Origin of the sequence: Actinomadura sp. CNU-125 (assembly GCF_001942465.1) — a bacterium.
In the GTDB taxonomy this organism is placed as follows: Bacteria; Actinomycetota; Actinomycetes; order Streptosporangiales; family Streptosporangiaceae; genus Spirillospora.
In genome coordinates, this window is sequence record NZ_MKJY01000344.1 from 26978 (window position 1) to 52988 (window position 26011).

20 protein-coding genes and 6 pseudogenes are annotated in these 26011 nt (G+C 73.0%); 21 read left to right on the forward strand and 5 right to left on the reverse strand.

All coding sequences use genetic code 11. The features are described 5' to 3' along the window. Positions 1–170: 170 nt before the first annotated feature. From BJF79_RS32635 to BJF79_RS32685, 11 genes and pseudogenes are all read left to right on the forward strand, one after another. Positions 171–1100, forward strand: coding sequence for a site-specific tyrosine recombinase XerD (locus BJF79_RS32635; protein ID WP_075903233.1), 930 nt, complete (start codon positions 171–173; stop codon positions 1098–1100). A gap of 189 nt (positions 1101–1289) precedes the next feature. Beyond that, a complete protein-coding gene (locus BJF79_RS32640) occupies positions 1290–2147 on the forward strand; it encodes a ParA family protein (protein WP_075903261.1) in 858 nt (285 codons plus the stop codon). A 94-nt stretch (positions 2148–2241) separates the two neighbouring features. Further along, positions 2242–2781 carry a SecDF P1 head subdomain-containing protein gene (locus tag BJF79_RS32645; protein WP_075903235.1) on the forward strand — a complete coding sequence of 180 codons (540 nt, stop codon included), beginning with the start codon at positions 2242–2244 and terminating at the stop codon, positions 2779–2781. 152 nt (positions 2782–2933) lie between these two features. Continuing rightward, a complete protein-coding gene (locus BJF79_RS32650; protein WP_075903264.1) occupies positions 2934–3848 on the forward strand; it encodes a segregation and condensation protein A in 915 nt (304 codons plus the stop codon). Further along, positions 3845–4441: an SMC-Scp complex subunit ScpB gene (scpB, locus tag BJF79_RS32655; RefSeq protein ID WP_083734379.1), complete on the forward strand. Its 597-nt coding sequence runs from the start codon at positions 3845–3847 to the stop codon at positions 4439–4441. Before BJF79_RS32650 ends, scpB begins: the two co-directional genes overlap by 4 nt. Before the next feature lie 19 nt (positions 4442–4460). Then, positions 4461–5192, forward strand: coding sequence for a pseudouridine synthase (locus BJF79_RS32660; protein WP_075903237.1), 732 nt, complete (start codon positions 4461–4463; stop codon positions 5190–5192). A gap of 30 nt (positions 5193–5222) precedes the next feature. Next, positions 5223–5585: a chorismate mutase gene (aroH, locus tag BJF79_RS32665; RefSeq protein ID WP_075903268.1), complete on the forward strand. Its 363-nt coding sequence runs from the start codon at positions 5223–5225 to the stop codon at positions 5583–5585. Between the two features lie 58 nt (positions 5586–5643). Further along, a pseudogene (locus BJF79_RS32670) lies at positions 5644–6728 on the forward strand (prephenate dehydrogenase). Between the two features lie 181 nt (positions 6729–6909). Then, positions 6910–7572 carry a (d)CMP kinase gene (cmk, locus tag BJF79_RS32675; protein WP_262402876.1) on the forward strand — a complete coding sequence of 221 codons (663 nt, stop codon included), beginning with the start codon at positions 6910–6912 and terminating at the stop codon, positions 7570–7572. A 47-nt stretch (positions 7573–7619) separates the two neighbouring features. Continuing rightward, positions 7620–8990, forward strand: a complete 1371-nt coding sequence (gene der / locus BJF79_RS32680) for a ribosome biogenesis GTPase Der (protein WP_410050171.1) — start codon at positions 7620–7622, stop codon at positions 8988–8990. Positions 8991–9098: 108 nt separating this feature from the next. Next, positions 9099–9302 carry a hypothetical protein gene (locus tag BJF79_RS32685; RefSeq protein ID WP_075903241.1) on the forward strand — a complete coding sequence of 68 codons (204 nt, stop codon included), beginning with the start codon at positions 9099–9101 and terminating at the stop codon, positions 9300–9302. A gap of 321 nt (positions 9303–9623) precedes the next feature. On the opposite strand, the pseudogene BJF79_RS65930 reads toward BJF79_RS32685, so the two are convergent. Next, a pseudogene (locus BJF79_RS65930) lies at positions 9624–9719 on the reverse strand (hypothetical protein); the annotation flags it as partial. Positions 9720–10050: 331 nt separating this feature from the next. Then, positions 10051–10518 (reverse strand): annotated as a pseudogene (locus tag BJF79_RS62640) (FAD-dependent oxidoreductase); the annotation flags it as partial. Positions 10519–10616: 98 nt separating this feature from the next. Between BJF79_RS62640 and BJF79_RS32695 the strand changes: the two are divergent. Further along, the gene (locus BJF79_RS32695; protein WP_075903243.1) at positions 10617–11252 is read left to right on the forward strand and encodes a TetR/AcrR family transcriptional regulator; all 636 of its coding nucleotides are present in this window, start codon (positions 10617–10619) and stop codon (positions 11250–11252) included. Between the two features lie 108 nt (positions 11253–11360). Here the strand turns inward: BJF79_RS32695 and BJF79_RS32700 are convergent, their stop codons facing one another. After that, on the reverse strand, positions 11361–11723 hold the full coding sequence (locus BJF79_RS32700; protein ID WP_316043483.1) for a PPOX class F420-dependent oxidoreductase: 363 nt from the start codon (positions 11721–11723) through the stop codon (positions 11361–11363). Between the two features lie 203 nt (positions 11724–11926). On the opposite strand from BJF79_RS32700, the pseudogene BJF79_RS32705 reads away from it, so the two are divergent. The 6 genes and pseudogenes from BJF79_RS32705 to soxR all read left to right on the forward strand — a co-directional run. Then, positions 11927–12312, forward strand: a pseudogene (locus BJF79_RS32705) (molybdopterin-binding protein); the annotation flags it as partial. Between the two features lie 29 nt (positions 12313–12341). Beyond that, positions 12342–13103 (forward strand): molybdate ABC transporter substrate-binding protein, encoded by a 762-nt coding sequence (gene modA / locus BJF79_RS32710; RefSeq protein WP_075903245.1) that lies wholly within the window; start codon positions 12342–12344, stop codon positions 13101–13103. Then, a pseudogene (locus tag BJF79_RS32715) lies at positions 13100–13914 on the forward strand (ABC transporter permease). The gene modA and the pseudogene BJF79_RS32715 overlap by 4 nt, the downstream one beginning before the upstream one ends. 5 nt (positions 13915–13919) lie before the next feature. Next, positions 13920–15014, forward strand: coding sequence for an ABC transporter ATP-binding protein (locus tag BJF79_RS32720; protein ID WP_075903272.1), 1095 nt, complete (start codon positions 13920–13922; stop codon positions 15012–15014). Between the two features lie 177 nt (positions 15015–15191). After that, positions 15192–17008, forward strand: a pseudogene (locus BJF79_RS32725) (phosphoenolpyruvate carboxykinase (GTP)). Between the two features lie 63 nt (positions 17009–17071). Then, positions 17072–17641, forward strand: coding sequence for a redox-sensitive transcriptional activator SoxR (gene soxR, locus BJF79_RS32730; RefSeq protein WP_316043482.1), 570 nt, complete (start codon positions 17072–17074; stop codon positions 17639–17641). A gap of 22 nt (positions 17642–17663) precedes the next feature. Here the strand turns inward: soxR and BJF79_RS32735 are convergent, their stop codons facing one another. Both BJF79_RS32735 and BJF79_RS32740 read right to left on the reverse strand, forming a co-directional pair. Then, positions 17664–20069, reverse strand: a complete 2406-nt coding sequence (locus BJF79_RS32735; RefSeq protein ID WP_262402877.1) for a glycoside hydrolase family 65 protein — start codon at positions 20067–20069, stop codon at positions 17664–17666. Further along, a complete protein-coding gene (locus tag BJF79_RS32740) occupies positions 20066–20815 on the reverse strand; it encodes an HAD family hydrolase (protein WP_075903247.1) in 750 nt (249 codons plus the stop codon). Before BJF79_RS32740 ends, BJF79_RS32735 begins: the two co-directional genes overlap by 4 nt. Before the next feature lie 150 nt (positions 20816–20965). On the opposite strand from BJF79_RS32740, the gene gndA reads away from it, so the two are divergent. The 3 genes from gndA to BJF79_RS32755 all read left to right on the forward strand — a co-directional run bounded on the left by gndA (position 20966) and on the right by BJF79_RS32755 (position 25836). After that, the gene (gndA, locus tag BJF79_RS32745) at positions 20966–22393 is read left to right on the forward strand and encodes an NADP-dependent phosphogluconate dehydrogenase (RefSeq protein ID WP_075903249.1); all 1428 of its coding nucleotides are present in this window, start codon (positions 20966–20968) and stop codon (positions 22391–22393) included. A gap of 64 nt (positions 22394–22457) precedes the next feature. Continuing rightward, positions 22458–24962, forward strand: a complete 2505-nt coding sequence (locus tag BJF79_RS32750) for a DEAD/DEAH box helicase (protein ID WP_075903251.1) — start codon at positions 22458–22460, stop codon at positions 24960–24962. 76 nt (positions 24963–25038) lie between these two features. Continuing rightward, the gene (locus BJF79_RS32755) at positions 25039–25836 is read left to right on the forward strand and encodes a carbon-nitrogen hydrolase family protein (RefSeq protein WP_075903278.1); all 798 of its coding nucleotides are present in this window, start codon (positions 25039–25041) and stop codon (positions 25834–25836) included. Positions 25837–26011: the final 175 nt, after the last annotated feature.

Genomic DNA, 26011 nt, shown 5'->3' on the forward strand with positions numbered 1-26011 from the left:
GCCCCCTCGCGCCGCGCGAGGGGGCATGATGGGCGGGTCCCCATCGGGCGGCGCCGGGCGGATCCGCCGCGCCGCCCGCCGGAACGACCGCCGGAAGAGGTGCCGCACTGTCCCCGAGCACGACCCGCCACGGCACCGGCCGCCCTCCCGCGGAGGTTCCGGCGAGCCCGCTGGCGGCGACCGTCGACACCTATCTGGGGCATCTGGCGGTCGAGCGCGGCCTGGCCGCCAACACCCTCAGCGCCTACCGCCGCGACCTCGCCCGCTACATGCGGGTGATGCGGCTGCTGGGCCGCGCCGCCGTCGACGAGATCACCGAACGGGACGTCCGCGGGTTCCTGCTCGTCCTGCGCGAGGGCGATCCCGACCATCCGCCGCTGTCGGCGGGCTCGGCGGCGCGCGCGCTCGTCGCCGTCCGCGGCCTGCACCGGTTCGCGCTGCGCGAGGGCCTCGCCCCCGACGACCCCGCCCACGGCGTCAAGCCGCCGACGCCGCCGCGGCGGCTCCCCAAGGCGATCTCCGTATCGGACGTCGAGCGGCTCCTGTCCGCCGCGTCCGGCTGGTCCGCCGCCGACGGGCGCACCGCGCGCGGCCTGCGCGACCGCGCCCTGCTGGAGTTGCTGTACGGGTCGGGCGCCCGGATCTCCGAGGCCGACGGGCTGGACGTCGACGACCTCGACCTCGCCGAGGGCGTCGCCCGCGTCGCCGGCAAGGGCGGCAAGGACCGCGTCGTCCCCGTCGGCGACTACGCGGCCCGCGCCGTCGACGCGTACCTGGTGCGCGCCCGTCCCGAACTGGCCGGGGCCGGGCGCGGCGGCCCGGCGCTGTTCCTGAACGCGCGCGGCGGGCGGCTGTCGCGGCAGGGCGCGTGGATGGTGCTGCGCGCCGCCGCCGAGCGCGCCCAGCTTTCGGACGTCTCCCCGCACACCCTCCGCCACTCGTTCGCCACCCATCTGCTGGACGGCGGAGCGGACGTGCGCGTCGTGCAGGAGTTGCTCGGGCACGCGTCGGTGACCACCACGCAGGTCTACACTCTGGTCACGGTGCAGCTCCTGCGCGAGGTATACGCGACCTCGCATCCGCGTGCGCGGAGGGCCTGACCGGCGGCTTGACCGGGCGGGAATGTGCTGTGACGCGGCACCGACAAATACCGACGATCGGCGCGCGTCGCCTTGTGACGGCATGGTAGGGGGCCATAGAGTCCCCGTTCTGGACGGCATTTCCGGCCGCCGGGGAGGGATCTGGTGACCAGCACGAAGGGTGCGGATGGAGGGCTCTCCTCCGCCACCATAGAGACCGATCCGAGTCGGGCCCTCGGCCCGACTCAGCGCCCCGTGCCCGACTTTCCGGAACCTGAGATCCCGGCCGAGCACGGACCCGCGCGCATCGTCGCCATCTGCAATCAGAAGGGCGGCGTCGGCAAGACCACGACGACCATAAATCTCGGCGCGGCGCTCGCCGAATGCGGCCGCCGCATCCTGCTCGTGGACTTCGATCCGCAGGGCGCACTGTCGGTCGGCCTCGGCAAGGGCGACCCGCGGCAGCTCGACGTGACGATCCACAACCTGCTGCTCGAAGCCGACACCGAGTGGGAAGACGTCGTCATCGAGACGAGCGTCGAGGGCATGGACCTCCTGCCGAGCAACATCGACCTGTCCGGGGCGGAGGTGCAGCTCGTCCACGAGGTCGGGCGCGAGTACATCCTGCAGCAGGCGCTGAAGTCCGCCCGCCCGCACTACGACTACATCCTGATCGACTGCCAGCCCTCGCTGGGCCTGCTGACGATCAACGCGCTGGCGGCCAGCGAGGGCGTCCTGATCCCGCTGGAGTGCGAGTACTTCGCGATGCGCGGGGTCGCGCTGCTGATGGAGACGATCGAGAAGGTGCAGGGCCGGATCAACCCGGAACTGATCATCGACGGCGTCCTCGGCACCATGTACGACTCGCGCACCCTGCACACCCGCGAGGTGCTCGGGCGCATCGTCGAGGCGTTCGGCGAGAAGGTGTTCCACACCGTCATCAACCGGACCGTGCGGTTCCCGGACGCGACCGTCGCGGGCGAGCCGATCACCTTCTTCGACCCCAACTCGATGGGCGCGAACGCGTACCGCTCGCTGGCGCGCGAGGTCCTCGCCAAGTGGGCTTAGCCCGCCCGATCTTCGGGACGTAAAAGTGAATCAGCAAGGGCAGCCGCCGGTGCGGCCGCGGCCGTCCCCGCCCGGACGTTCCGGTAAGGGGCCGATGATCGCGGTCGTGGCGGTCGGGGTCGTGGCCCTGATCGTGGCCGCCGCGTTCGCGGCGTACCTGCTGACGCGCCCCTCCGACGGCCTGCACGAAGGGACGGGGCCGCCGGAGCGGGACGTGAGCGGGCCCGTGGACCTGCGGATGCCGCTGGAGTTCTTCCCGGTCACCGACGAGCAGCAGGCGGGCACGTGCCCGCCCGGGTACCTGCCCGAGGACGCCGGCGGTGCCTGCCTCCTGCTCGGTTCCGGCGGGTTCAGGGTGGCGCGCGTCGACGGCCTGAAGGCGGTACCGCCGGAGACGACGAGCGCCTGGGGCATCGAGATCAGCCTCACCGGGGACGACGCGAGGGCCTTCGCCCGGCTGACCGAGGAGGCCGCGGCGAAACCGTCCGGCGGGCGGATCGCCATCCTGGTCGATGAGCGGATCGTCTCCGCCCCGATGGTGACCCAGCGCATCACCGGCGGCGAAATCGTGATCACCGGCGGTTTCACCCGGGCGGAGGTCGACGACCTCGTCGAGCGGATCACCGGCGGCTGACGCCGGGGCGGCTGACGCCGGGGCGGCTGACGCCGGGGCGGCGCCGGCGGCCGAACGTGCGCGCGCACCCCCTGCGGCATGGGACGATGTGGCCGGTGGACGGCGTGGCGGATCGGGGGGACGTGCGGGTGGGCTCCGCTACGGTGAGCGACGTGGAGGAGACGCCCCCGGAACCGGACACCGGCGCGGAAACCGCCGAGGACACCGCAGGGGAGGGCGGCTTCCACGTCCACCTGGACAACTTCGACGGGCCGTTCGACCTGCTGCTCGGGCTGATCTCCAAGCACAAGCTCGACATCACCGAGGTGTCCCTGCACAAGGTCACCGACGACTTCATCGCGCACATCCGGTCGCACGGCAAGGACTGGGACCTCGACCAGGCCAGCCACTTCCTGCTCATCGCCGCGACCCTGCTGGACCTGAAGTGCGCGCGGCTGCTGCCGTCCGGCGAGGTCGACGACGAGGAGGACCTCGCGCTGCTGGAGGCCCGCGACCTGCTGTTCGCGCGGCTCCTGCAGTACCGCGCGTACAAGGAGGTCGCGCTGGTCCTCGCCGCGCGGATCGCCGAGCACGGCCGCCGCTACCCGCGGCTCGTCCCGATGGAGGCGCGGTTCGCGAACCTGCTGCCCGAGGTGCTGCTCGGGCTCGGCCCGGACGAGTTCGCGCGGCTCGCCGCCCGTGCGATGACGCCGAAGGCGCCGCCGTCGGTGTCGGTCGAGCACATGTACCAGCCGAAGGCGAGCGTCAAGGAGCAGGCGGAGATCGTCGTGGCGATGCTGCGGCGGCTGCGCAACACGACCTTCCGCGTCCTGGCGGCCGACGCCGACGGCACCTACGAGGTCGTCGCGCGGTTCCTGGCGCTGCTGGAGCTGTACCGCGACCAGTCCGTCGCGTTCCGCCAGGACGAGCCGCTCGGCGAGCTGCACGTGGCCTGGACCGGTACCGACGACGGCGACGTCGAGGTCGGCGACGACTACGAGGGCGCGCCGAAGCCCGCCGGGGACGGCGACGAAGACGGCGACGGAGACGGCGGCGACGCGCGCGACGACGATGAGGGGGCGGGATGACCCGGGAAGCGACCACCGCCGGCGAGCAGGACGGCCCGCTCGACGCCCCGGACGGTCCGACGCTGCGCGCCGCGATCGAGGCGATCCTGCTGGTCGTCGACGAGCCCGTCGACGAGATCACGCTCGCGGAGCTGCTGGAACGGCCCCGTCCGCAGATCGCGGCGGCCGTCCGGGAGCTGTCCGCGGAATACACCGCGCAGCGCCGGGGGTTCGACCTCAGGGAGGTCGCGGGCGGCTGGCGGTTCTACACCCGGGACGTGTGCGCCCCGGTCGTGGAGCGGTTCGTGACGGACGGGCGGCAGGCCCGGCTCACGCAGGCCGCGCTGGAAACCCTCGCGGTCGTGGCGTACCGGCAGCCGGTGAGCCGCGCGCGGGTGTCGGCGATCCGCGGCGTCAACAGCGACGGCGTCATGCGGACGCTGGCGCTGCGCGGCCTCATCGAGGACGCCGGGCAGGACCCGCAGTCCCAGGCGCACCTGTACCGCACCACCGGGTACTTCCTGGAGCGGCTGGGGCTCCGCGACCTCGACGAGCTGCCCGAGCTCGCCCCCTACCTGCCGGACGACCTGCCCGACGAGATGATCGACGACTGACCGAGATGATCGAGGAAACGTGAGCGAGAACGAAGGCGTGCGACTGCAGAAGGTCCTGGCCGAGGCCGGGATCGGCAGCCGCCGCCACTGCGAGGAGCTGATCGGCGAAGGCCGCGTCACCGTGAACGGCAAGAAGGTGTTCCGGTTCGGCGAGCGCGTCGACCCCGCCCGCGCCGTCATCCACGTGGACGGGCGGCGGGTCGAGACCCGCTCCGAGATGCGGTACTACATGATCAACAAGCCGCGCGGCGTGGTCAGCACGATGTCGGACGAGCGGGGCCGCAAGTCCCTCGCGGAGTACGTGGAGGTGCCCGAGCGGCTGTTCCACGTCGGCCGCCTCGACACCGACACCGAGGGGCTGATCCTCCTCACCAACGACGGGGAGCTGTCGCACCGGCTGACCCACCCGAGCTACGGCGTGTTCAAGACCTACCTCGCCGAGATCCACGGGCCGATCCCGCGCGACCTCGGCAGGCGGCTGAAGGCCGGGGTGACGCTGGAGGACGGCCCGGCGAAGGCCGACAAGTTCCGCATCTTCGACCAGGTCGGCCGCCGGGTGCTGGTGGAGATCACCCTGCACGAGGGGCGCAAGCACATCGTCCGGCGGCTGCTGAAGGAGGTCGGTTTCCCGGTGCAGCAGCTGGCCCGCGTAGAGTTCGGGCCGATCAAGCTGGGCCAGCTGAAGCCGGGCGGGATGCGTGCGCTGACCGTGCGCGAGGTCGGTGAGCTGTACAAGGCCGTCGGGCTGTAGCCGCGGGCGGACGACGAGAGGGGAGTGCACGTGGCGGTACGCGCGGTCCGCGGAGCGACGCAGATCGGTGCCGACGACCGGGAGCAGATCCTGGAGGCGACCACCGAGCTGGTCACCGAGGTGATGGGGCGTAACGGGCTCAGCACCGACGACGTCATCAGCGTGATCTTCACGGTGACGCCGGACATCACGGCGGAGTTCCCGGCGCTGGCCGCGCGCAAGCTCGGCTTCCACGAGGTGCCGCTGCTGTGCGCGACGGAGATCGGCGTCCCGCACGCCCTGCCGCTGGTGATCCGGTTGATGGCGCACATCGAGACGGACAAGCCCCGCTCGGACGTCCAGCACGTGTACCTGCGCGGGGCGACGGCCCTGCGGCTCGATATCGCTCAATAGCGGACGCGGTAGCGAATAGGGTGACGGCGTGAACGACGAACTGGCGGACCTGAGCATCATCGTGGTCGGCACGGGGCTGATCGGCACCTCGATCGCGCTGGCCGCCCGGGAGCGGGGCGCCCGGGTGCTGCTGACCGACCGGGACGCGGCGACGCTGGAACTGGCCGTCGAGCTCGGCGCCGGGGAGGCGCTGCCGGACGGCGCCCCGGACGGCCCCGCGGACCTGGCCGTCCTCGCGGTGCCGCCCGCCGCGGTGGCGGTGACGCTGCTGGACGCGCAGAAGCGCGGCCTCGCGACCGTCTACACCGACGTGGCCAGCGTGAAGGCGCCGCCGCTGGCGCAGGCGGCCGAGCTGGGCTGCGACATGTCGGTGTTCGTGCCCGGCCATCCGCTCGCGGGCAGCGAGCGGTCCGGTCCGGGCGCGCGCGCGCGGACCTGTTCCTCGGCCGCCCGTGGGCGCTGACGCCCGGCCCGCAGGCGTCCCCGGACGCCGTCGAGCGGGTCACCGCGCTGGCGCGGGCCTGCGGCGGGATGCCCGTCACGGTGGACGCCGCCGAGCACGACCGCGCGGTCGCGCTGGTGTCGCACGGCCCGCACGTGGTGTCGGCGGCGGTCGCGGCCCGGCTGACCGGCGCGGACGACACGGCGCTGGGCCTCGCGGGGCAGGGCGTCCGGGACGTCACCCGGATCGCCGCCGGGGACCCGAAGCTGTGGATCGGCATCCTGGCCGCGAACGCGCAGCCGGTCGCGGACGTCCTGGAGGGCGTCGCCACCGACCTCGCGGTGGCCGCGTCGCTGCTGCGCGACGGCAGCGACGGCGCCGCCGCGCACGTCGCCGACCTGCTGCTGCGCGGCAACGCGGGCCGGTCCCGGATCCCGGGCAAGCACGGCGGCGACCAGTCCGCGTACACGCCCGTCCAGGTGGTGATCCCGGACCGTCCGGGCGAGCTGGCGATGGTGTTCCAGGCGGCGGGGATCGCCGGGGTCAACATCGAGGACGTGACGATCGAGCATTCGCCGGGGCGGCCGCTGGGCGTCCTGGAGCTGTCGGTGGCCCCCGAGTCCGCCGACCGGCTCGCCGACGAGCTGCGGGCGCGCGGCTGGTCGGTGCCGCGCCGTCCGACGGCCGCACCGGAACGCTAGCGGGCGTCCGGGCGGGGACCGGCGGCGGGCGACACGGCGCCGGGGGTGGTCGCGGGCCGGTAGCCTGATGCGCCGGGGCTCGTACGGGAACACGCACATCGCGCGACGCGGGACGAGCGCCGCCCGTTCGCCCGACGGCCGCGCCGTGGGGCGCTCCGACGAACAGAGAAGGGGAGCGATCGTGCCGCTCGTCATCGCCATGGACGGACCCTCCGGGTCGGGCAAGTCGAGCGCGTCCAAGGGCGTGGCCCGCGCGCTGGGCCTGCGCTACCTGGACACCGGCGCGATGTACCGCGCCATGACCTGGTGGATGCTGCGCGCCGGGGTGCCGGTGGAGGACGCGGGCGCCGTCGCGGCGCGCGCGCTGGAGCCGGCCATCGAGTGCGGCACCGACCCGGACACGCCGACGATCACGGTCGGCGGCGAGGACGTGTCCGGGCCGATCCGCACCCGCGAGGTCACGAACGCGGTCAGCGCGGTCAGCTCCGTCCCGGCGGTCCGCACCCGGCTCGTCGAGCTGCAGCGCGAGATCATCGGCCTGGGCGGCATCGTGGTGGAGGGCCGCGACATCGGCACGGTGGTCGCGCCGGACGCCGCGGTGAAGGTGTTCCTCACGGCGAGCGAGGAGGCGCGGGCGGCCCGCCGGACGCTGGAACTGGCCGCCGACCCGGGCGTTTCGGCGCAGGTCACGCAGGCCGAGCAGGCCCGCCGGGACCGGATCGACTCGACCCGGAAGGCGTCGCCGCTGACGAAGGCGGCCGACGCGCAGGAGATCGACTCGACCGAGCTGGGGCTCGACGAGGTCATCGAGGCGGTCGTCCGCCTCGCCAAAGAGCGGGAGTGAGCGGGCCGCAGAGCGCCCGCCGGGGAAGCACAGTGACTGAATACGAGATCGAGACGGTCGACGTCGACGCCGAGGTCGGCGCGGACGAGGGGCCGGCGCCGGTGGTGGCGGTCGTCGGCCGTCCGAACGTCGGCAAGTCCACGCTGGTCAACCGGATCCTGGGACGCCGCGAGGCCGTCGTCGAGGACGTTCCGGGCGTCACCCGCGACCGGGTCGCCTACGACGCGACGTGGAGCGGGCGGCGGTTCACCGTCGTCGACACCGGCGGCTGGCTGCCGGACTCGTCCGGGCTGGCGGCGGCGATCGCCGAGCAGGCCCGGCTGGCGGTCGACCTCGCCGACGTCGTGATGTTCGTGGTCGACGCGACCGTGGGCGCCACCGACGTGGACGAGGCCGTGGTGGAGATCCTGCGCCGCGCGGGCAAGCCGGTGGTGCTGGTCGCCAACAAGGTCGACGACGTGGGCGCCGAGGCGGACGCGGCGATGCTGTGGTCGCTCGGCATCGGCGAGCCGCACCCGGTCAGCGCGCTGCACGGGCGCGGCAGCGGCGACCTGCTGGACGCGGTGCTGGAGGCGCTGCCCGAGGAGGCCCCGGCGGAGACGTTCGGCGAGGCGGGCGGTCCGCGCCGCGTCGCACTGCTGGGACGTCCGAACGTCGGCAAGTCGAGCCTGCTGAACAAGCTGGCCGGGGAGAATCGCGCGGTCGTCGACGCGGTCGCGGGGACGACCCGCGACCCGGTGGACGAGCTGATCGAGCTGGGCGGCCGGGAGTGGCGGTTCATCGACACCGCCGGGATCCGGCGGCGGCACCGGGAGAACCAGGGCGCCGACTTCTACGCGACGCTGCGCACGCAGTCCGCGCTGGAGCGCGCGGAGGTCGCGGTGGTGCTGGTGGACGCGGAGGAGCCCCTCGCCGAGCAGGACCTGCGGATCGTCTCGATGGTGATCGAGTCGGGCCGGGCGCTGGTGCTCGCCTACAACAAGTGGGACCTGCTGGACGAGGAGCGCCGCCACTACCTGGAGCGCGAGATCGACCGGCAGCTGCACAACGCCCGCTGGGCGCCGCGGGTGAACATCTCCGCGAAGACCGGACGGCACGTGGAGAAGCTCGTCCCGGGCATCGACACGGCCCTCGACGGCTGGGGCACCCGGGTGCCGACGTCCAAGCTGAACCAGTTCTTCGCCGATCTGGTGAACTCGCACCCGCATCCGGTGCGCGGCGGCAAGCAGCCGCGGGTGCTGTTCGCGACGCAGGCGGGCGTGCGGCCGCCGCGGTTCGTGCTGTTCACGTCCGGGTTCCTGGAGGAGGGGTACCGGCGGTTCATCGAGCGGCGGCTGCGCGAGGAGTTCGGCTTCGAGGGCACGCCGCTGGACATCACGATGAAGATCCGCGAGAAGCGCGGCAAGGGCCGCAAGTAGCCGCGTACGTGATCACGGCCCGTCCGAAACCTTCCCCGGACGGGCCGCGGCATGTCAGGATTGCTGCAGCTGGCGCGAGTAAGTTGTCCATTACTCGAGGGGTGTTTCGTGAAGCTGCTGCTGTTCGTCTCCTGTGCCGTCGTCTGCGTGGCACTGAGTTTCGCCTGGCGTGAGGCATGGATCGGTGGCGTCGGCCTGCTGTTCGGGTTCCTCGCCATGTTCACCGACCGCGACGACGTCCAGGTGGACGATGAGAAGGGCAGCTACGAGACGACGAAGGCCGTCCGGAACATGCGCGGCGGGCAGCGCTAGTACGGTTTCGTCCCCGCCGCCTACGGTGCCGGACGCGGCGGTGCCCAGTGCATCCGCCGGGATCCCGCGAGTGCGAAGGCCCGGCCGGGGACGAGCCGCAGCGCGGAGTTGCGCAGCGTCTGGCGCCATCCGCCGCCGAGGTCCGCGCCGAACCGCGCGACGAGTTCCGCCTGCCGCGCGATGGCCCGGCAGCGGGGGCGCCGCTCCGCGTCGAACTCCGCCAGGGACCGCTCCAGGACGCCCCCGCGCGCAGCGGGCGCCGATCAGGAGGCCGACGCACAGGCCGTCCTCCAGGGCCGTGGCCGCGCCCTGCCCCATCGTGGGCAGCGCGGCGTGGGCCGCGTCGCCGACCATCACGACCCGCCCCCGGACGTACGCGGGCAGCCCGCCCGGCAGGTGGTGGACGTCGTGCCGCATCAGCCGTTCCGGGGAGGTCGCGTCGATGAGGCCGCCGATCCCGGGCGCCCAGTCGGCGAACCTGGGTGCGCGCCGCCGCGTGCTCGTCGTCGAAGACCGTCCCCTCCGGACCGCGGAAGTAGCCGTACCAGTAGATCTCGGACGCGCTCACCCGCATCGCCCCGAACTCCGCGCCCGGTCCCCAGTACTCCACGAGCCGCCCGTCGAGGGCGTCGTCCGGCACGATGGCGCGCCAGCTCGTGCTCCCGCTGTAGCGGGGGCGCACTCCGGGGAACACCGCTTCGCGGACGGTGCTCCACATGCCGTCGGCCCCGACCACGAGGTCCGCTTCGGCTCCGTGCTCCGCGTTCCCGCCCCGCCACGTCACCACGGCGCGCGCCCCCCGGGACGATCCGGGCTCGATCCCCGTGACCCGCGCGTCCGGCGTCACCTCGGCCCCCGCCTCCTCGGCGGCTCGGCGGAGGGCGGCGTGGAGCCGCTGCCGCTGGAACCCCCAGACCGTGATCGCCCGGCGCACGTCCGCGCGGTCGTCGGGGATGTGGAGGAGGCGGCGGCCGCGGGTGTCGCGGAAGCCCGTGCCGACGGTTTCGTGCCCGAGCTCCGCGATGCGCCCGTCATCGAACCCGAGGCCCCGCAACGCGTCCATGCCGTTGCGGGGCACGGCGACTCCCGCTCCCACCTCGGCCGGGCCGGAGCGGCGTTCCAGCACGGTGGTCCGCCAGCCCGCCCGGGCGAGCGCCAGCGCCGACGCCAGCCCCGCGATCCCGCCGCCCGCCACCGTCGCCGTGAGCTCGTCCATGGCCTCTCCCGTCGCTCGCCGCCCGGCCGTCCGGCACGCCGCCGGAGCCCGTTCAATACGATCGTAGTGGTAAGGGTCGCGGGCCTATACTCGGGCCCATGCCACCCGCCAACCTGCGCCGACGCCGGGCTCTGGCGGACGCGGCGATCGCGCTGCTGGCACAGGAGGGAACGCACGGACTGACCCATCGGGCCGTCGAGACGCTCGCCGGCGTCCCGGCCGGGACGGCCACCAACTACTTCCGCACGCGGGAGGCGCTCCTCGTCGCGGCCGCGGAACGGGTCGTCGAACTGCACCTGGCGGACATGACGGCCGTCGCGCCCGTCGCGCCCGGCGCCGACGGGCCGGAAGGCGAGGGGGAGGCGTCGCGCCGGCCCCGGGCGGAGCCGACCGGCGTGGACGACCTGGTGGAAATGCTCGCCGGGTCGCTCTGGACCGCGGCGACGGCGCTGCGGGAGCGCTACCTGGCCGCCTTCGAGCTCCAGTTGGAGGCCCGGCGCCGCCCCGCGCTCGCCGCCGCGCTGGCCGGGCTCGAGAACGCCGCGCTCCTCAGCACGACGGAGCTGCACGGCGAGCTGCGGACGCCGATGTCCGAGGGGGCGATCCGCACGCTGATCACCCTCTACAGCGGCACGCTCTTCACCCTCGTCGCCCTGCCCGCCGGAAGCCTCCGCGAGGGAGCCGTCCGGACCCTCGCCGAAGCAATGGTCCGCGGCGCCTTCGCGGCTGCCTAAGGTTCGCCCGGGTTCGTTGATCTGCGGCGTGTTGCCCTAACTCGGGCGCCCATAAGGGCAACACGCCGCAGATCAACATCAGGAGGGGACGGTCGCCGTCGGTTCCGTTCAGACGCCCCTCGATCGCTGCTCGGGGTGGTCGGGGTCGATGTGCCAGCTGATGACGCGGGTCGGGCGGATCCGGATGAGGTCGTCGCTGAAGTAACCCTGGCCGATGTGCATGGTGCCTTTCACCGTCTCGGCGACGCCGCGGATCTCGATGCCGCGGCCCCAGCCGGGCTTGACCGCGTCGGGGTCGTCGGGGGCGGTCAGGTCGTCGACGACGAACGAGACGTGCGGGGCGGCCCGCACGTTGCGGTACTTGCGGCTGTTCGCGTTGTCGGGGCCGCCGATGTCGATGGTGCCGTCGTCGTTGAGCCGGAACCCGACCGGGCGGGTCTGCGGGCCGCCGTCGGGGCCGATCGTCGACAGCGTCCGATGCCCTGCGCGGCGAGGTAGGCGCGCTCGGCGGGGATGAAGGGATCAGTGATGGTGGTCATGCTTTGACGGTAGAACCTCAAGTTTGGTTTAGGTCAAATGCCTGTGGTAAATGCGAGCCAAGATTGCTGTGTGGTTGGCAATCTCCGGGCCACCCGCCCATATGGCTCGTATCTGCGAGGGGCTAGGGTCTTCGGGTGACGACATTCGGGATCGGCGAGGCCGCGGTGTTGCTGGGCGTGAGCGCGGACACCGTGCGGCGGTGGGTGGACGGCGGGCGGCTCCCGGCCGCGCGGGACGATCACGGCGCCGGCGCGTGCCCGGGGCCGAACTGGCGGCGTTCGTCCGGGACCAGGCGCGCGGCGGCCTCGGGGAGCACGGCGAGCGGTTCTCCTCGGCGCGCAACCGGATGCGCGGGATCGTCACCGAGGTGGTCCGGGACGGCGTCATGGCGCAGGTGGAGATCCAGGCGGGCCCGTTCCGGGTGGTGTCGCTGATGAGCCGCGAGGCGGCGGACGAGCTGGGGCTCGCCCCCGGCGTGGTCGCGGAGGCCGTCGTGAAGTCCACCAACGTCGTCGTCGAACTGCCGACGCGGGCTGAAGGGGAACCGGCATGTTCAAGCGCACCGCGGCCGTCGCCGCCCTGCTCGTCGCGCTCGCCGGTTGCGGCGAGGTGGACGGGGCGTCCGGGGACGGCGGCGGGGAGACGCTGACCGTCTTCGCGGCGGCCTCGCTCACCGAGACGTTCACCGAACTGGGGGAGACGTTCGAGAAGTCGCACCCCGGGACGGACGTGCGGTTCAGCTTCGCGGGGAGTTCCACGCTCGCCCAGCAGATCGCGCAGGGCGCCCCCGCGGACGTGTTCGCCTCCGCGAGCCCCGCGACGATGAAGGCGGTGGCCGACGCCGGTGACGCGGCCGGTGAGCCGCGGGTGTTCACCACGAACCGGCTCGTCATCGCGGTCCCCAAGGACAATCCGGGCGGCGTGCGATCGGTCGGGGATCTCGCCGGCGAGGACCTGCGGGTGGTGCTGTGCGCCGAGCAGGTGCCGTGCGGCGCGGCGGCGGCCGAGGCGCTGGACGCCGCCGGGGTCACGGTCGAGCCCGCGTCGCAGGAGAAGGACGTCAAGGCCGTCCTGACCAAGGTCCGGCTCGGGGAGGCCGACGCCGGGCTCGTCTACCGCACGGACGCGAAGGCGGCCGCCGGGGACGTCACCGGCATCGAGTTCGACGCGGCCGCGAAGGCGATCAACGACTACCCGATCGTGCAGGTCGCGGATGCCCCGCAGCCCGGGCTCGCGCAGGAGTTCATCGCCCTCGTGACGGGCCCGCAGGGCGAGGCGGTCCTCGGCGAGGCGGGGTTCCGGGCACCGTGACCGTGCGCGCTCCGAGCCCCCGGGCCGACCGGCCGCCGGGCCGCCCGCCGCTGATCCTGGTGCTGCCCGCACTCGCCGGGCTCGCGTTCCTGGTGCTGCCGCTCGCCGGGCTGCTCGTGCGGGCGCCGTGGTCCACGCTCGGCACCCGGCTGCTGCGGCCGGAGGTGCTGGACGCGCTGCGGCTGTCGCTGCTCACCGCGACGATCGCAACGGTGCTGTGCGTGCTGTTCGGCGTCCCGCTGGCCTGGACGCTCGCGCGCGTCCGGTTCCCGGGCGTCCGGCTCGTCCGGGCCCTGGTGACGGTGCCGCTGGTGCTGCCGCCGGTGGTCGGCGGCGTCGCGCTGCTGCTGGCGGCCGGGCGGCGGGGGATCGTCGGCGGCCCGCTGGAGGCGGTGGGGATCACGCTGCCGTTCACCACGGCCGGGGTGGTGCTCGCGCAGGTGTTCGTCGCGATGCCGTTCCTGGTGATCAGCGTCGAGGGGGCGCTGGGCGCGGCGGATCTGCGCTACGAGGAGGCGGCCGCGACGCTCGGCGCGAGCCGGTGGACGACGTTCCGCCGCGTCACGCTGCCGCTCGTCGCGCCGGGCGTCGCGGCGGGCGCGTCCTGTGCTGGGCGCGCGCGCTCGGGGAGTTCGGGGCGACCATCACGTTCGCGGGGAACTTCCCCGGCGAGACGCAGACGATGCCGCTGGCGGTCTACCTGGCGCTGGAGACCGATCCGCAGGCCGCGATCGTGCTCAGCCTGGTGATGCTCGCGGTGTCGGTGGTGGTGCTGGCCGCCCTCCGGAACCGCTGGACGGGCGCGTCGTGACCGACGTGACCGACGGAACGGGCGTGACCGGCGGAACGGGCGGGGCGGGCGCGCCGCGTGCGGGCCTGGACGCGCGGGTGGCGGTGCGGCGCGGCGGGTTCGTCCTCGACCTGCCGCTCACCGCGGGGCCCGGCGAGGTCGTGGCGCTGCTCGGGCCGAACGGCGCCGGCAAGAGCACCGCGCTGCGCGCCCTGGCGGGCCTGGTGCCGACGTCGGGCGGGCACCTGCGGCTGGACGGCGCGGACCTGCGCCCGCTGCCGCCCGAGCGCCGCCGCATCGGCATGGTGTTCCAGGACTACCTGCTGTTCCCGCACCTGGGCGCCCTCGACAACGTCGCGTTCGGGCCGCGCTGCCAGGGCGTCCGGCGCCGGGAGGCGCGCCGGATCGCGGCCGGGTGGCTGGAGCGGGTGGGCCTCGCGGAGTACGCGTCGGCCAAGCCCCGGGAACTGTCGGGCGGGCAGGCGCAGCGGGTCGCGCTGGCGCGCGCGCTCGCCGTCCGTCCGGGCCTGCTGCTCCTGGACGAGCCGCTCGCCGCTCTCGACGCGCACACCCGGATGGAGATCCGGGCCGCGCTGCGGCGCCACCTTGCCGGGTTCGAGGGCGCGGCGGTGCTCGTCACGCACGACCCGCTGGACGCGATGGTGCTGGCCGACCGGATCGTGGTGGTCGAGGACGGGCGGCCGGTCCAGGAGGGCGAGCCGGCGGAGGTCGCGCGGCGTCCCCGTACCGACTACGTGGCGCGGCTCGTCGGGCTGAACCTGTACCGGGGACGGGCCGGAGGCGGCCGCGTCGTGCTCGGTGAGGGTTCTCACACGCTGGACACTGTGGATTCACTCGAAGGTGAGGTGTTCCTGGCCTTCGCGCCATCCGCGGTGGCGCTGTACCGGACGCGTCCGGACGGCAGCCCCCGAAACCTGTGGCACGCCCGTGTGGGAACGATCGAACGGCACGGAGACCGGGTGCGGGTACGGCTGGAGGGGGAGTCAATTACGGCCCTCGCGGACGTCACCGCGGCGGCGGTCGCGGAGCTCCATTTGTCGGAAGGCAGCCCGATATGGGCGGCCGTCAAGGCCACCGAGACGCACGTTTACCCAGCTTAAGAGTGGTTATGTCCTGGTTTGGGGCTAGACGTCCGGGCCGTCCGTAGTCTGGTGATATCAATCACAAAAGGGCCCGGGAAGGCCCAAGAACCGACGGGATTGGTCCAGACCAAATGGCAAAAACCGAGGGTCTTGTTCATCATGCAAAGATCCTGCGAACAGCTGAAGGAGTAGCCCGTGTCCATCCAGGTCCCCGGCCTCGACCAGGCCCCTACCGGTCACACCGAACTGATTGACTGGGTACGCGGGATCGCCGAGCTGACCAAGCCCGACCGCGTCGAGTGGTGCGACGGCTCGGACGACGAGTGGGAGCGCCTCACCGCCCTGCTCGTCGAGCAGGGCACGCTCACGCGGCTCGATCCGGCGAAACGGCCCAACAGCTTCCACGCGGCCTCCGACCCCACCGACGTGGCCCGCGTGGAGGACCGGACGTTCATCTGCTCCGAGAAGGAGGAGGACGCCGGTCCCACCAACAACTGGACCGCCCCCGCCGAGATGAAGGAGACCCTGAACGGGCTCTTCGACGGCTGCATGAAGGGCCGCACCATGTACGTGGTGCCGTTCTGCATGGGCCCCCTGGGCGGCGAGATCTCCCAGCTCGGCGTCGAGATCACCGACTCCGCCTACGTCGCGGTCTCGATGCGGATCATGACCCGGATGGGCGCGGGCGCCCTGCGGCTGATCGAGGAGCGCGGCACGTTCGTCAAGGCCGTCCACTCCGTCGCGCGCCGCTGGAGCCCGGGCAGCAGGACGTCAAGTGGCCGTGCAGCTCCACGAAGTACATCACGCACTTCCCCGAGACCCGTGAGATCTGGTCGTACGGGTCCGGGTACGGCGGCAACGCGCTGCTCGGCAAGAAGTGCTACGCGCTGCGGATCGCCTCCACGATGGCCCGCGACGAGGGCTGGATGGCCGAGCACATGCTCGTCCTGAAGCTGACCCCGCCGGACGGCGAGACCCGCTACGTCGCCGCCGCGTTCCCGTCCGCCTGCGGCAAGACCAACCTCGCCATGCTGGAGCCGACGATCCCCGGCTGGAAGGTCGAGACGATCGGCGACGACATCGCCTGGATGCGGTTCGGCGACGACGGCCGCCTCTACGCGATCAACCCCGAGGCCGGGTTCTTCGGCGTCGCGCCCGGCACCGGCGAGAGCACCAACGCCAACGCCGTGAAGACCCTCTGGGGCAACAGCATCTTCACCAACGTCGCGCTCACCGACGACGGCGACGTGTGGTGGGAGGGCCTCACCGACGAGCCCCCGGCGCACCTCACCGACTGGAAGGGCAACGACTGGACGCCCTCGTCCGAGACGCCCGCCGCGCACCCCAACGCCCGCTTCACGACCCCGGCCGGGCAGTGCCCGATCGCGGCGCCCGAGTGGGAGGACCCGAAGGGCGTGCCGATCTCGGCGATCCTGTTCGGCGGCCGCCGCGCCACCGCCGTCCCGCTGGTCACCGAGTCGTTCGACTGGCAGCAGGGCGTGTTCCTCGGCGCCAACGTGGCGTCGGAGAAGACCGCCGCCGCCGAGGGCAAGGTCGGCGAGCTGCGCCGCGACCCGTTCGCCATGCTGCCGTTCTGCGGCTACAACATGGGCGACTACTTCGGCCACTGGCTGGACATCGGCAAGGCCACCGACGCCGAGAAGCTCCCGCGGATCTACTACGTCAACTGGTTCCGCAAGGACGCCGACGGCAAGTTCATCTGGCCCGGCTTCGGCGAGAACAGCCGCGTGCTGAAGTGGATCGTGGAGCGCCTCAACGGCAAGGCCGACGCCGTCAAGTCCCCGATCGGGCACCTGCCGACCAAGGAGTCGCTGGACACCGACGGCCTCGACATCGACGACGCCGACCTCGACACCCTCCTGTCGGTCGACACCGAGGTGTGGAAGGAGGAGGCCGCGCTCGTCGTGCCGCACTTCGAGACGTTCGGCGACCACACCCCGAAGGCCCTGTGGGACGAGTACCACAGCCTGGTGCGCCGCCTGGAGCACTGAGCCCCGCGCCGCATCGCGCGCCCGCCGCCCGGCACGTCCGGTCGGCGGGCGCCGGCGTTTAGGATGCGGAGCATGACGCGGCTGGAATTCCGGGTGCACGAACTGACCGTCGGCCAGCTCGCCGAGCGCAGCGGCGTGGCCGTCTCGGCCCTGCACTTCTACGAGGCCAAGGGACTGATCAGCAGCCGCCGGACGGCCGGGAACCAGCGCCGGTTCAGCCGCGACACGCTCCGCCGCGTGTCCTTCATCAAGGTCTCCCAGCGGGTCGGCATCCCGCTCGCCGAGATCCGCGAGGCGCTCGCCACGCTCCCCGAGGAGCGCACCCCGACGGTGGACGACTGGGCGCGGCTCTCCCAGCACTGGCGCGGCACCCTCGACGACCGCATCGCCCAGCTGGAGAAGCTCCGCGACGACCTCACCGACTGCATCGGCTGCGGCTGCCTGTCGATCAACAAGTGCGCGCTCGCCAACCCCTACGACCGCCTCGGCGACGAGGGCCCCGGCCCCCGCCGCCTCCTGACCGGCTCCACCGCCGCCGGAGCACGCCGAGAACGCCGGGAACGCCCGGACGCCGCCCCCCGCACGGCGCCCGACGAGGCCGCCTGCGCACCCGTCTGCGCCCCGGACGAGTAACGCCCCTCCCGTCGTGGGGCGGTCAGTCCTCGCGGGGGCGTGCGTCCCGTCCGTGGGGGTCCATGCGGCGCGGCATCGGCTCGCGGCACGCGGGCTGCGTGGGCGGCGGCTGCGCCGTGATCTGCGTGATGGGCAGCTCGGCGGGGTCCTCGCCGAGGGTGAACGGCTCGCCGTGGTGCCACAGCTCGATCCCCGGCCCGTCCAGCAGGTCGTAGCGGGCCGACTCGGCGGTCACGGTGACCCGCACGAGGCTGCCCCGGTACCGCATCCGGAACGTGAGGCGGCTGATCCCGCCGGGCAGCCGGGGCGCGAACCGGAGCCGCCCGCCGCCAGCCCGCATCCCGCCGAACCCGGCGACGAGGCCGTTCCAGGCGCCCGCCATCGACGCCAGGTGCAGGCCGTCGCCGGTGTTGCGGTTGAGGTCGTGCAGGTCCATCAGCGCGGTCTCGCCCAGGTAGTCGTGCGCCAGCTCCAGCTGCCCGACCTCCGCCGCGATGACGGCCTGCGTCTGCGCCGACAGCGACGAGTCCCGGACGGTCAGCGCCTCGTAGTACGCGAAGTTCCGCGCCTTCTGCTCGTCGGTGAACGCCTGCCCGCACAGGTGCAGCGCCAGCACCAGATCGGCCTGCTTGACGACCTGCTTGCGGTACAGATCGAAGTACGGGTAGTTCAGCAGCAGCGGGTAGTGGTCGGGCCCGGTGGCGGCGAAGTCCCAGCGGGCGTGGTTGGTGAACCCCTCGCTCTGCGGGTGCACGCCGAGCCGCCGGTCGTAGGGGATCAGCATCGCGGCGGCGGCGTCCCGCCACGACGCGGCCTCCTCGGCGTCCACCCCGAGCCGTTCGGCGACGTCCGGGTGCCGCATGGCCGTCTCGGCGGCCTCCCGCAGGTTCCGCCGCGCCATCAGGTTCGTGTAGACGTTGTTGTCGGCGACCGCGCTGTACTCGTCCGGGCCGGTGACGCCGTCGATGCGGAACACGCCGCCGACGTCGTGGTGGCCGAGGCTCCGCCACAGCCGGGCCGTCTCGACCAGGATCTCCAGGCCGATCTCCCGCTCGAACTCCGCGTCTTGCGTGACGTCGGCGTACCGGACGACCGCGTCGGCGATGTCGGCGTTGACGTGGAACGCGGCGGTGCCCGCCGGCCAGTACCCCGAGCATTCGTGGCCCCGGATCGTCCGCCAGGGGAAGGTGGCGCCGCGCAGCCCGAGCTGGCGGGCGCGTTCGCGGGCCAGCGGGAGGATCATGTGCCGCCACGCCAGGACGTCGGCGGCGGCGCCTGGCGCGGTGTAGGTGAGGACGGGCAGGACGAACGTCTCGGTGTCCCAGAACGTGTGCCCGTCGTAACCGGGCCCGGTGAGGCCCTTCGCGGGGATCATGCGGCGTTCCGCGCGCGCGCCCGCCTGCAGGACGTGGAACAGCCCGAACCGCACGGCCTGCTGGATCTCGGCGTCGCCCTCCACCTCGACGTCCGCGCCCTCCCAGAACGCGTCGAGGTAGTCGCGCTGCTCCACCAGCAGCCCGTCCCAGCCGGTCTGCCGCGCGCCCGCGAGCGCCCCGACGACCTGGTCGTGCAGCGCCGGACGGGACCGCCGGCTCGACCATCCGTACGCCATGTACTTGACGACGCGGAGCCGCTGCCCCGGCTCGACGCGCGTCGCGACCGTCAGCCGGCCCACGTCCTCGGAGCTCTCGGTGTCGACCGTCATCGACTCCGGGCCCTCGATGTCGTGCGACATGCCCGCCGCCATCCGCAGGCCGCTCTCGCGGGTGCGGTGCAGCAGCAGGACCTTCTTGCCGTTGGCGACGTGCTCCTCGCACACCAGCGGGCTGGCCAGGATCGCCGACGCGCGCGGGTCCTTCCCGCCGTCCGGCAGCGCCTCGTTGGCGACGAGCTCCGACTGCACGACGATCCGGACGGCCTCGTCCACCGGCTCGACGTCGTAGCAGATCGCGGCGACGGCCCGCTGGGTCAGCGACACCAGCCTCACCGACCCGACCTTGACCCGCCGCCCCGCCGGGGACGTCCACTCCACGTCCCGGGTGAGCGTGCCCGCCCGCATGTCCAGGATGCGCTCGTGGCGGTGCACCCGGCCGTAGCGGACGTCGAACGGCTCGTCGTCCACCAGCAGGCGGATGACCTTGCCGTTGGTGACGTTGATGACCGTCTGCCCCGACTCGGGGTAGCCGTAGGCGGTCTCGGCGTGCGGCAGCGGCCGCTGCTCGTAGAACGAGTTCAGGTAGGTGCCGGGCAGCCCGTGCGGCTCGCCCTCGTCGAGGTTGCCGCGCAGGCCGACGTGCCCGTTGGAGAGCGCGAACACCGACTCGCTCTGCCGCAGCCGGTCCAGCCGCAGCTCCGGTTCCCGCACGCACCACGGCTCGACCATGAAGACCGGGCGGTCGGCGGTCGCCTGCCCTTCCGGAACGTTCACGCTTCCTCCAAGAGTTCCGACAGGTCCCCGACGACCGTGTCCGCGCCGTGCTCGGCGAGCGCCCGCGCGTGCGCGCCGCCCGCCCGGTCGACGCCGACGACGTGGCCGAACCCGCCCGCCCGTCCGGCCTCGTCGCCCGCGAGCGCGTCCTCGAACACCGCCGCGCGCTCCGCCGGGACGCCCAGTTCCCGTGCGGCGGCGAGGAACATGTCGGGGGCGGGCTTGCCCGGCAGGTGCCGCTCGGCCGCGACGACGCCGTCCACGCGCGCGTCGAACAGGCCGCCGATCCCGGCCGCCTCCAGAACCTGGACGGTGTTGGCGCTGGACGACACGACGGCCGTCTTCAGCCCCGCGTCCCGCGCCGCCCGCACGTAGCCGATCGACCCGTCGAACCGTTCCACGCCCCGCTCCGCGATCAGCTTCAGGACGAGCGCGTTCTTGCGGTTGCCGAGGCCCCGGATCGTCTCGGCGTCCGGCGGGTCGTCCGGGTCGCCCTCCGGGAGCCCGATCCCGCGCGAGCGCAGGAACGAGCGCGTCCCGTCCTCGCGTTTCTTGCCGTCCACGTAGGGGCCGTAGTCCCGCGCGATGTCGAACGGGACGAACGGTTCGCCCGTCCGGTCCGCGCGCTCGCGCAGGTAGCCGTCGAACATCTCCTTCCACGCGGCGGCGTGCACCGTCGCGGTCCGCGTGAGCACCCCGTCCAGGTCGAACAGACACGCGGCGGTCCCGTCCGGCAGTCCCAGCATCGCACCCCCAGTCGCTCGCGATCCCGTCGGTCCATCACGTGCGACACGTTCCCGTGGGGAATAAGGGCATGCGGGCACGGTGTCCGAACAAGGGACAACGATCTTGTATACCGACCTCGGTCAGGGTCGCACACGACAAGGAGTGAGCCAATGGAGCAGGCGCGGATCGGTGTCACGGGGCTGGCGACGATGGGCCGCAACCTGGCCCGCAACCTCGCCCGGCACGGGCACCCGGTCGCCGTGCACAACCGCACGTCGTCCCGGACGAAGGCGCTGGTCGAGGAGTTCGGCGACGAGGGGACGTTCGTCCCGGCCGACTCGCCGGAACGGTTCGTCGCGGCGCTGGAGCGTCCCCGCCGCCTGGTGATCATGGTGAAGGCGGGCCCGGCGACGGACGCGGTGATCGACGAGTTCGCGCCGCTGCTGGAGCCCGGTGACATGATCGTCGACGGCGGCAACGCGCACTTCGCCGACACCCGCCGCCGCGAGCGCGACCTGCGCGGGCGCGGGATCCACTTCGTCGGCACCGGCATCTCCGGCGGCGAGGAGGGCGCGCTGCACGGGCCCAGCATCATGCCGGGCGGCTCCGCCGAGTCCTACGCGTCGCTCGGCCCGCTGCTGGAGGACATCTCCGCCCACGTCGACGGGACGCCCTGCGCGACGCACGTCGGACCGGACGGCGCCGGGCACTTCGTGAAGATGGTGCATAACGGCATCGAGTACGCCGACATGCAGCTGATCGCCGAGTCCTACGACCTGCTGCGGCACGCCGCCGGGCTCGCCCCCGCCGAGATCGCCGCGGTGTTCCGGGAGTGGAACACCGGACGGCTGGAGTCGTACCTCATCGAGATCACCGCCGAGGTCCTCGCGCACACCGACGCCGCGACCGGGCGCCCGTTCGTCGACGTCGTCCTCGACCAGGCCGAACAGAAGGGCACCGGACGCTGGACGGTGCAGAGCGCGCTCGACCTCGGCGTCCCGGTCGGCGGCATCGCCGAGGCGGTGTTCGCCCGCTCGGTGTCCGGGCACGCCGCGCTGCGCGAGGCCGCCCGCGGCCTGCCCGGCCCCGCCCGCGCGGGCGCCGAGACGCTGCCGGGCGTCCCCGACGCGATCGAGAAGGCCCTGTACGCGTCGAAGATCGTCGCGTACGCGCAGGGGTTCCACGAGATCCGGGCGGGCAGCGCCGAGTACGGCTGGAACATCGACGCGGGCGCGATGGCGACGATCTGGCGCGGCGGCTGCATCATCCGGGCCCGGTTCCTCGACCGCATCCGCGCCGCCTACGAGGCCGACCCGCAAACGCCGACGCTGCTGACCGACGCGCACTTCGCCGAGGCGCTCGGCGACGCGCAGGAGGCGTGGCGCAACGTGATCGCCATCGCCGCCAAGCACGGCGTCCCCGTCCCCGGCTTCTCCGCCGCCCTGGCCTACTACGACTCGCTGCGCGCGGAACGGCTGCCCGCCGCGCTCACCCAGGGGCAGCGGGACTTCTTCGGCGCGCACACCTACCGCCGCGTCGACCGCGACGGAACGTTCCACACCCGCTGGGGCGGCGACCGCACCGAGATCGTCCCGTGACGTCCGCCCGTCCGGCGGGCGTTCCGGTTCCCGGTCGGCGGGCGATCGGGGGCAGGATGGAGGGGTGAGTCTTATCGATGAGCTTCCCTCCGGAAACGACGCCGACGCCGATTCGCTGTTCGAGGCCTTCGAGCGGTGGGTGTCCGGGCGCGGGATCACGCTGTACCCCGCGCAGGAGGAGGCGCTGATCGAGATCGTGTCCGGCGCGAACGTGATCCTGTCCACCCCGACCGGGTCCGGCAAGAGCCTCGTGGCGGCGGGGGCCCTGTTCGCGGCGCTCGGCAAGGACCAGGTCGGCTTCTACACCGCGCCGATCAAGGCGCTGGTGTCGGAGAAGTTCTTCGACCTGTGCGAGATGTTCGGCCGCGACAACGTCGGCATGATGACCGGCGACGCCAGCGTCAACGCCGACGCCCCGATCGTCTGCTGCACCGCCGAGGTGCTGGCCAACATCGCGCTGCGGGACGGCGCGAAGGCCGACATCGGCGTCGTCGTCATGGACGAGTTCCACTTCTACGCCGAGCCCGAGCGGGGCTGGGCGTGGCAGATCCCGCTGCTGGAGCTCCCGCAGACCCAGTTCCTGCTGATGTCGGCGACGCTCGGCGACGTGTCCTTCTTCCAGAAGGACCTCACCCGCCGCACCGGACGCCCGACCGCGCTCGTCACGTCCGCGGAACGTCCCGTCCCGCTGATCTACGACTACCGGGTCACGCCGCTGCACGAGACGATCGAGGAGCTGCTCGGCGAGCAGAAGGCGCCGATCTACCTGGTGCACTTCACGCAGGCCACCGCGATCGAGCGGGCGCAGTCGCTGATGAGCATCAACGTGTGCACCAAGGCGGAGAAGGCCCGGATCGCCGAGCTGATCGGCGGGTTCCGGTTCACCACCAAGTTCGGCCGGAACCTGTCGCGGTTCGTCCGGCACGGCATCGGCGTCCACCACGCCGGGATGCTGCCGAAGTACCGGCGGCTGGTGGAGCGGCTCGCGCAGGCCGGGCTGCTGAAGGTCATCTGCGGCACCGACACGCTCGGCGTCGGCGTCAACGTCCCCATCCGGACGGTCGTGTTCACCGCGCTCAGCAAGTACGACGGGCACCGGGTGCGGCGGCTGCGGGCCCGCGAGTTCCACCAGATCGCCGGACGCGCCGGGCGTGCGGGCTTCGACACGGTCGGGTTCGTCGTCGCGCAGGCCCCCGAGCACGTCGTGGAGAACGAGAAGGCCCTCGCCAAGGCGGGCGACGACCCGAAGAAGCGCCGCAAGGTCCAGCGCAAGAAGGCCCCCGAGGGGTTCGTCGGCTGGGACGAGGAGGTCTTCCGCAAGCTGCAGGACGCCGAACCGGAGATGCTGCGGTCCCGCTTCCAGGTCAGCCACGCGATGCTGCTGTCGGTGATCGCCCGGCCGGGCAACGCGTTCCAGGCGATGAAGGCGCTGCTGACCGACAACCACGAGGAACCGGCGGCGCGCCGCCGGCACATCTCCCGCGCCATCGCGATCTACCGGTCGCTGCTGGCCGGGGGAGTGGTCGAGGCGCTGCCCGAGCCCGACGACGCCGGACGGTACGCGCGCATCACCGTCGACCTGCAGGAGGACTTCGCGCTCAACCAGCCGCTGTCGACGTTCGCGCTCGCCGCCTTCGAGGTCCTCGACCCGGGCTCGCCGTCGTACGCGCTGGACGTCCTGTCGGTGATCGAGGCGACGCTCGACGACCCCCGGCAGATCGTCGCGGCGCAGTTGAACAAGGCGCGCGGCGCCGCCGTCCAGGAGATGAAGGCCGAGGGCATCGAGTACGAGGAGCGGATGGAGCTGCTCCAGGACGTCGACTACCCGAAGCCGCTGGAGGAGGAGCTCGGCGCCGCCTACGAGATCTACCGGGCGGGGCATCCGTGGGTGGGCGACCATCCGCTGCGGCCCAAGTCGGTCGTGCGCGACATGTACGAGCGGGCGATGACGTTCACCGAGTACATCGCCTACTACGAGCTGGCGCGCGGCGAGGGCCTGGTCCTGCGGTACCTGTCGGGGGCCTACAAGGCGCTGCAGCAGACCGTCCCCGAGTCGATCAAGACCGACGACCTGATCGACCTCATCGAGTGGCTCGGCGAGCTCGTCCGGCAGGTCGACTCCAGCCTCCTGGACGAGTGGGAGCAGCTCGCCAACCCGGCCGACGAGCCCGACGAGCCGATCGAGGAGCGCGTCACGAAGGTCACCGCGAACGCGCGGGCGTTCCGGGTGCTGGTGCGCAACGCGCTGTTCCGCCGCGTCGAGCTGGCCGCGCTGGAGCGGTACCGCGACCTCGGGGAGCTCGATCCGGACTTCGGCGCGGACGGCTGGGAGGACGGCATGGACGGCTACTTCGCCGAGCACGACGAGCTGCTCACCGGCCCCGACGCGCGCGGCCCGAAGCTCCTGCAGATCGAGGAGGTCCCCGAGGACGCGCTGTGGCGCGTCCGGCAGGTGTTCGACGACCCGGCGGGGCACCACGACTGGGGCGTCTCCGCCGAGGTGGACCTCGCGGGCTCCGACCAGGAGGGCGAGGCGGTCGTCCGGGTGACCGGCGTCGACCGGCTCTGACCGGCGTCTCGGGCAGGTTCTGAACCGGATCGGGAAGGCCGAGGCCGTGGAGGATGGAACCGTGGAGGACGGGATCATGGTGCAGGTCGCGGTGGCGCAGTTCGCGCCCGGGACGAACAAGGACGAGAACCTCGCCGCGATCGGCGGCCTGGTGGGGGAGGCCGCCGGGCGCGGCGCGAAGGTCGTGGCGTGCCCCGAGTTCGCGATGTTCGCGGCGCCGAAACTGGACCGCCGGTACGTCGACTCCGCCGAGCGGCTCGACGGCCCCTTCGCGGGCGGGCTCGCCGAACTGGCCCGCGCGCACGGCGTGCACGTCGTCGCCGGGCTGAACGAGCGGCTCGACGAACCGGACCGCATCGCCAACGTGCTCGTCGCGTTCGCCCCCGACGGGACGGTCGCCGCGACGTACCGCAAGGTCCACCTGTACGACGCGTTCGGGTACAAGGAGTCGGAGATCGTCCGGCACGGCGACATCGGCGACCCCGAGACCTTCACGGTGGACGGCGTCACGTTCGGCATGCAGACCTGCTACGACGTCCGCTTCCCCGAGGTGACGCGGCGGATCGTGGACGCGGGCGCCGACGTCCTCCTGCTGCCCGCCCAGTGGGTGCCGGGGCCGCTCAAGGAGGACCACTGGGGGACGCTCGTGCGCGCCCGCGCCATCGAGAACACGATCTACGTGGCCGCCGCCGACCAGTGCGCGCCGACCGGTGCGGGCAACAGCATGATCGTCGACCCGATGGGCGTGGTCGCGGCGGCGCTGGGGGAGGCGCCGGGCACGGCCGTGGCGGGCGTCGAGCCCGCCCGGATCGCGGCCGTCCGGGAGAAGAACCCGGCGCTGGCGCTGCGCCGCTTCACGGTCTCGCCGCGCTGAGCGGGGCGTCCGGGGCCGGGGCCGGAGCCGGGCGTTGTATCGAGGTGTTAACGGCGTGCGCGTTCGCCGTGTGCGGACGCGCGCGACGGTGACGATCGGGGGGTGCGTCCTTCCCCGGCCCCCCGCCGCCTGCCCCCGTCCGGCTACACGCGCGCGGCGCCGAGCCCGCCCCGGC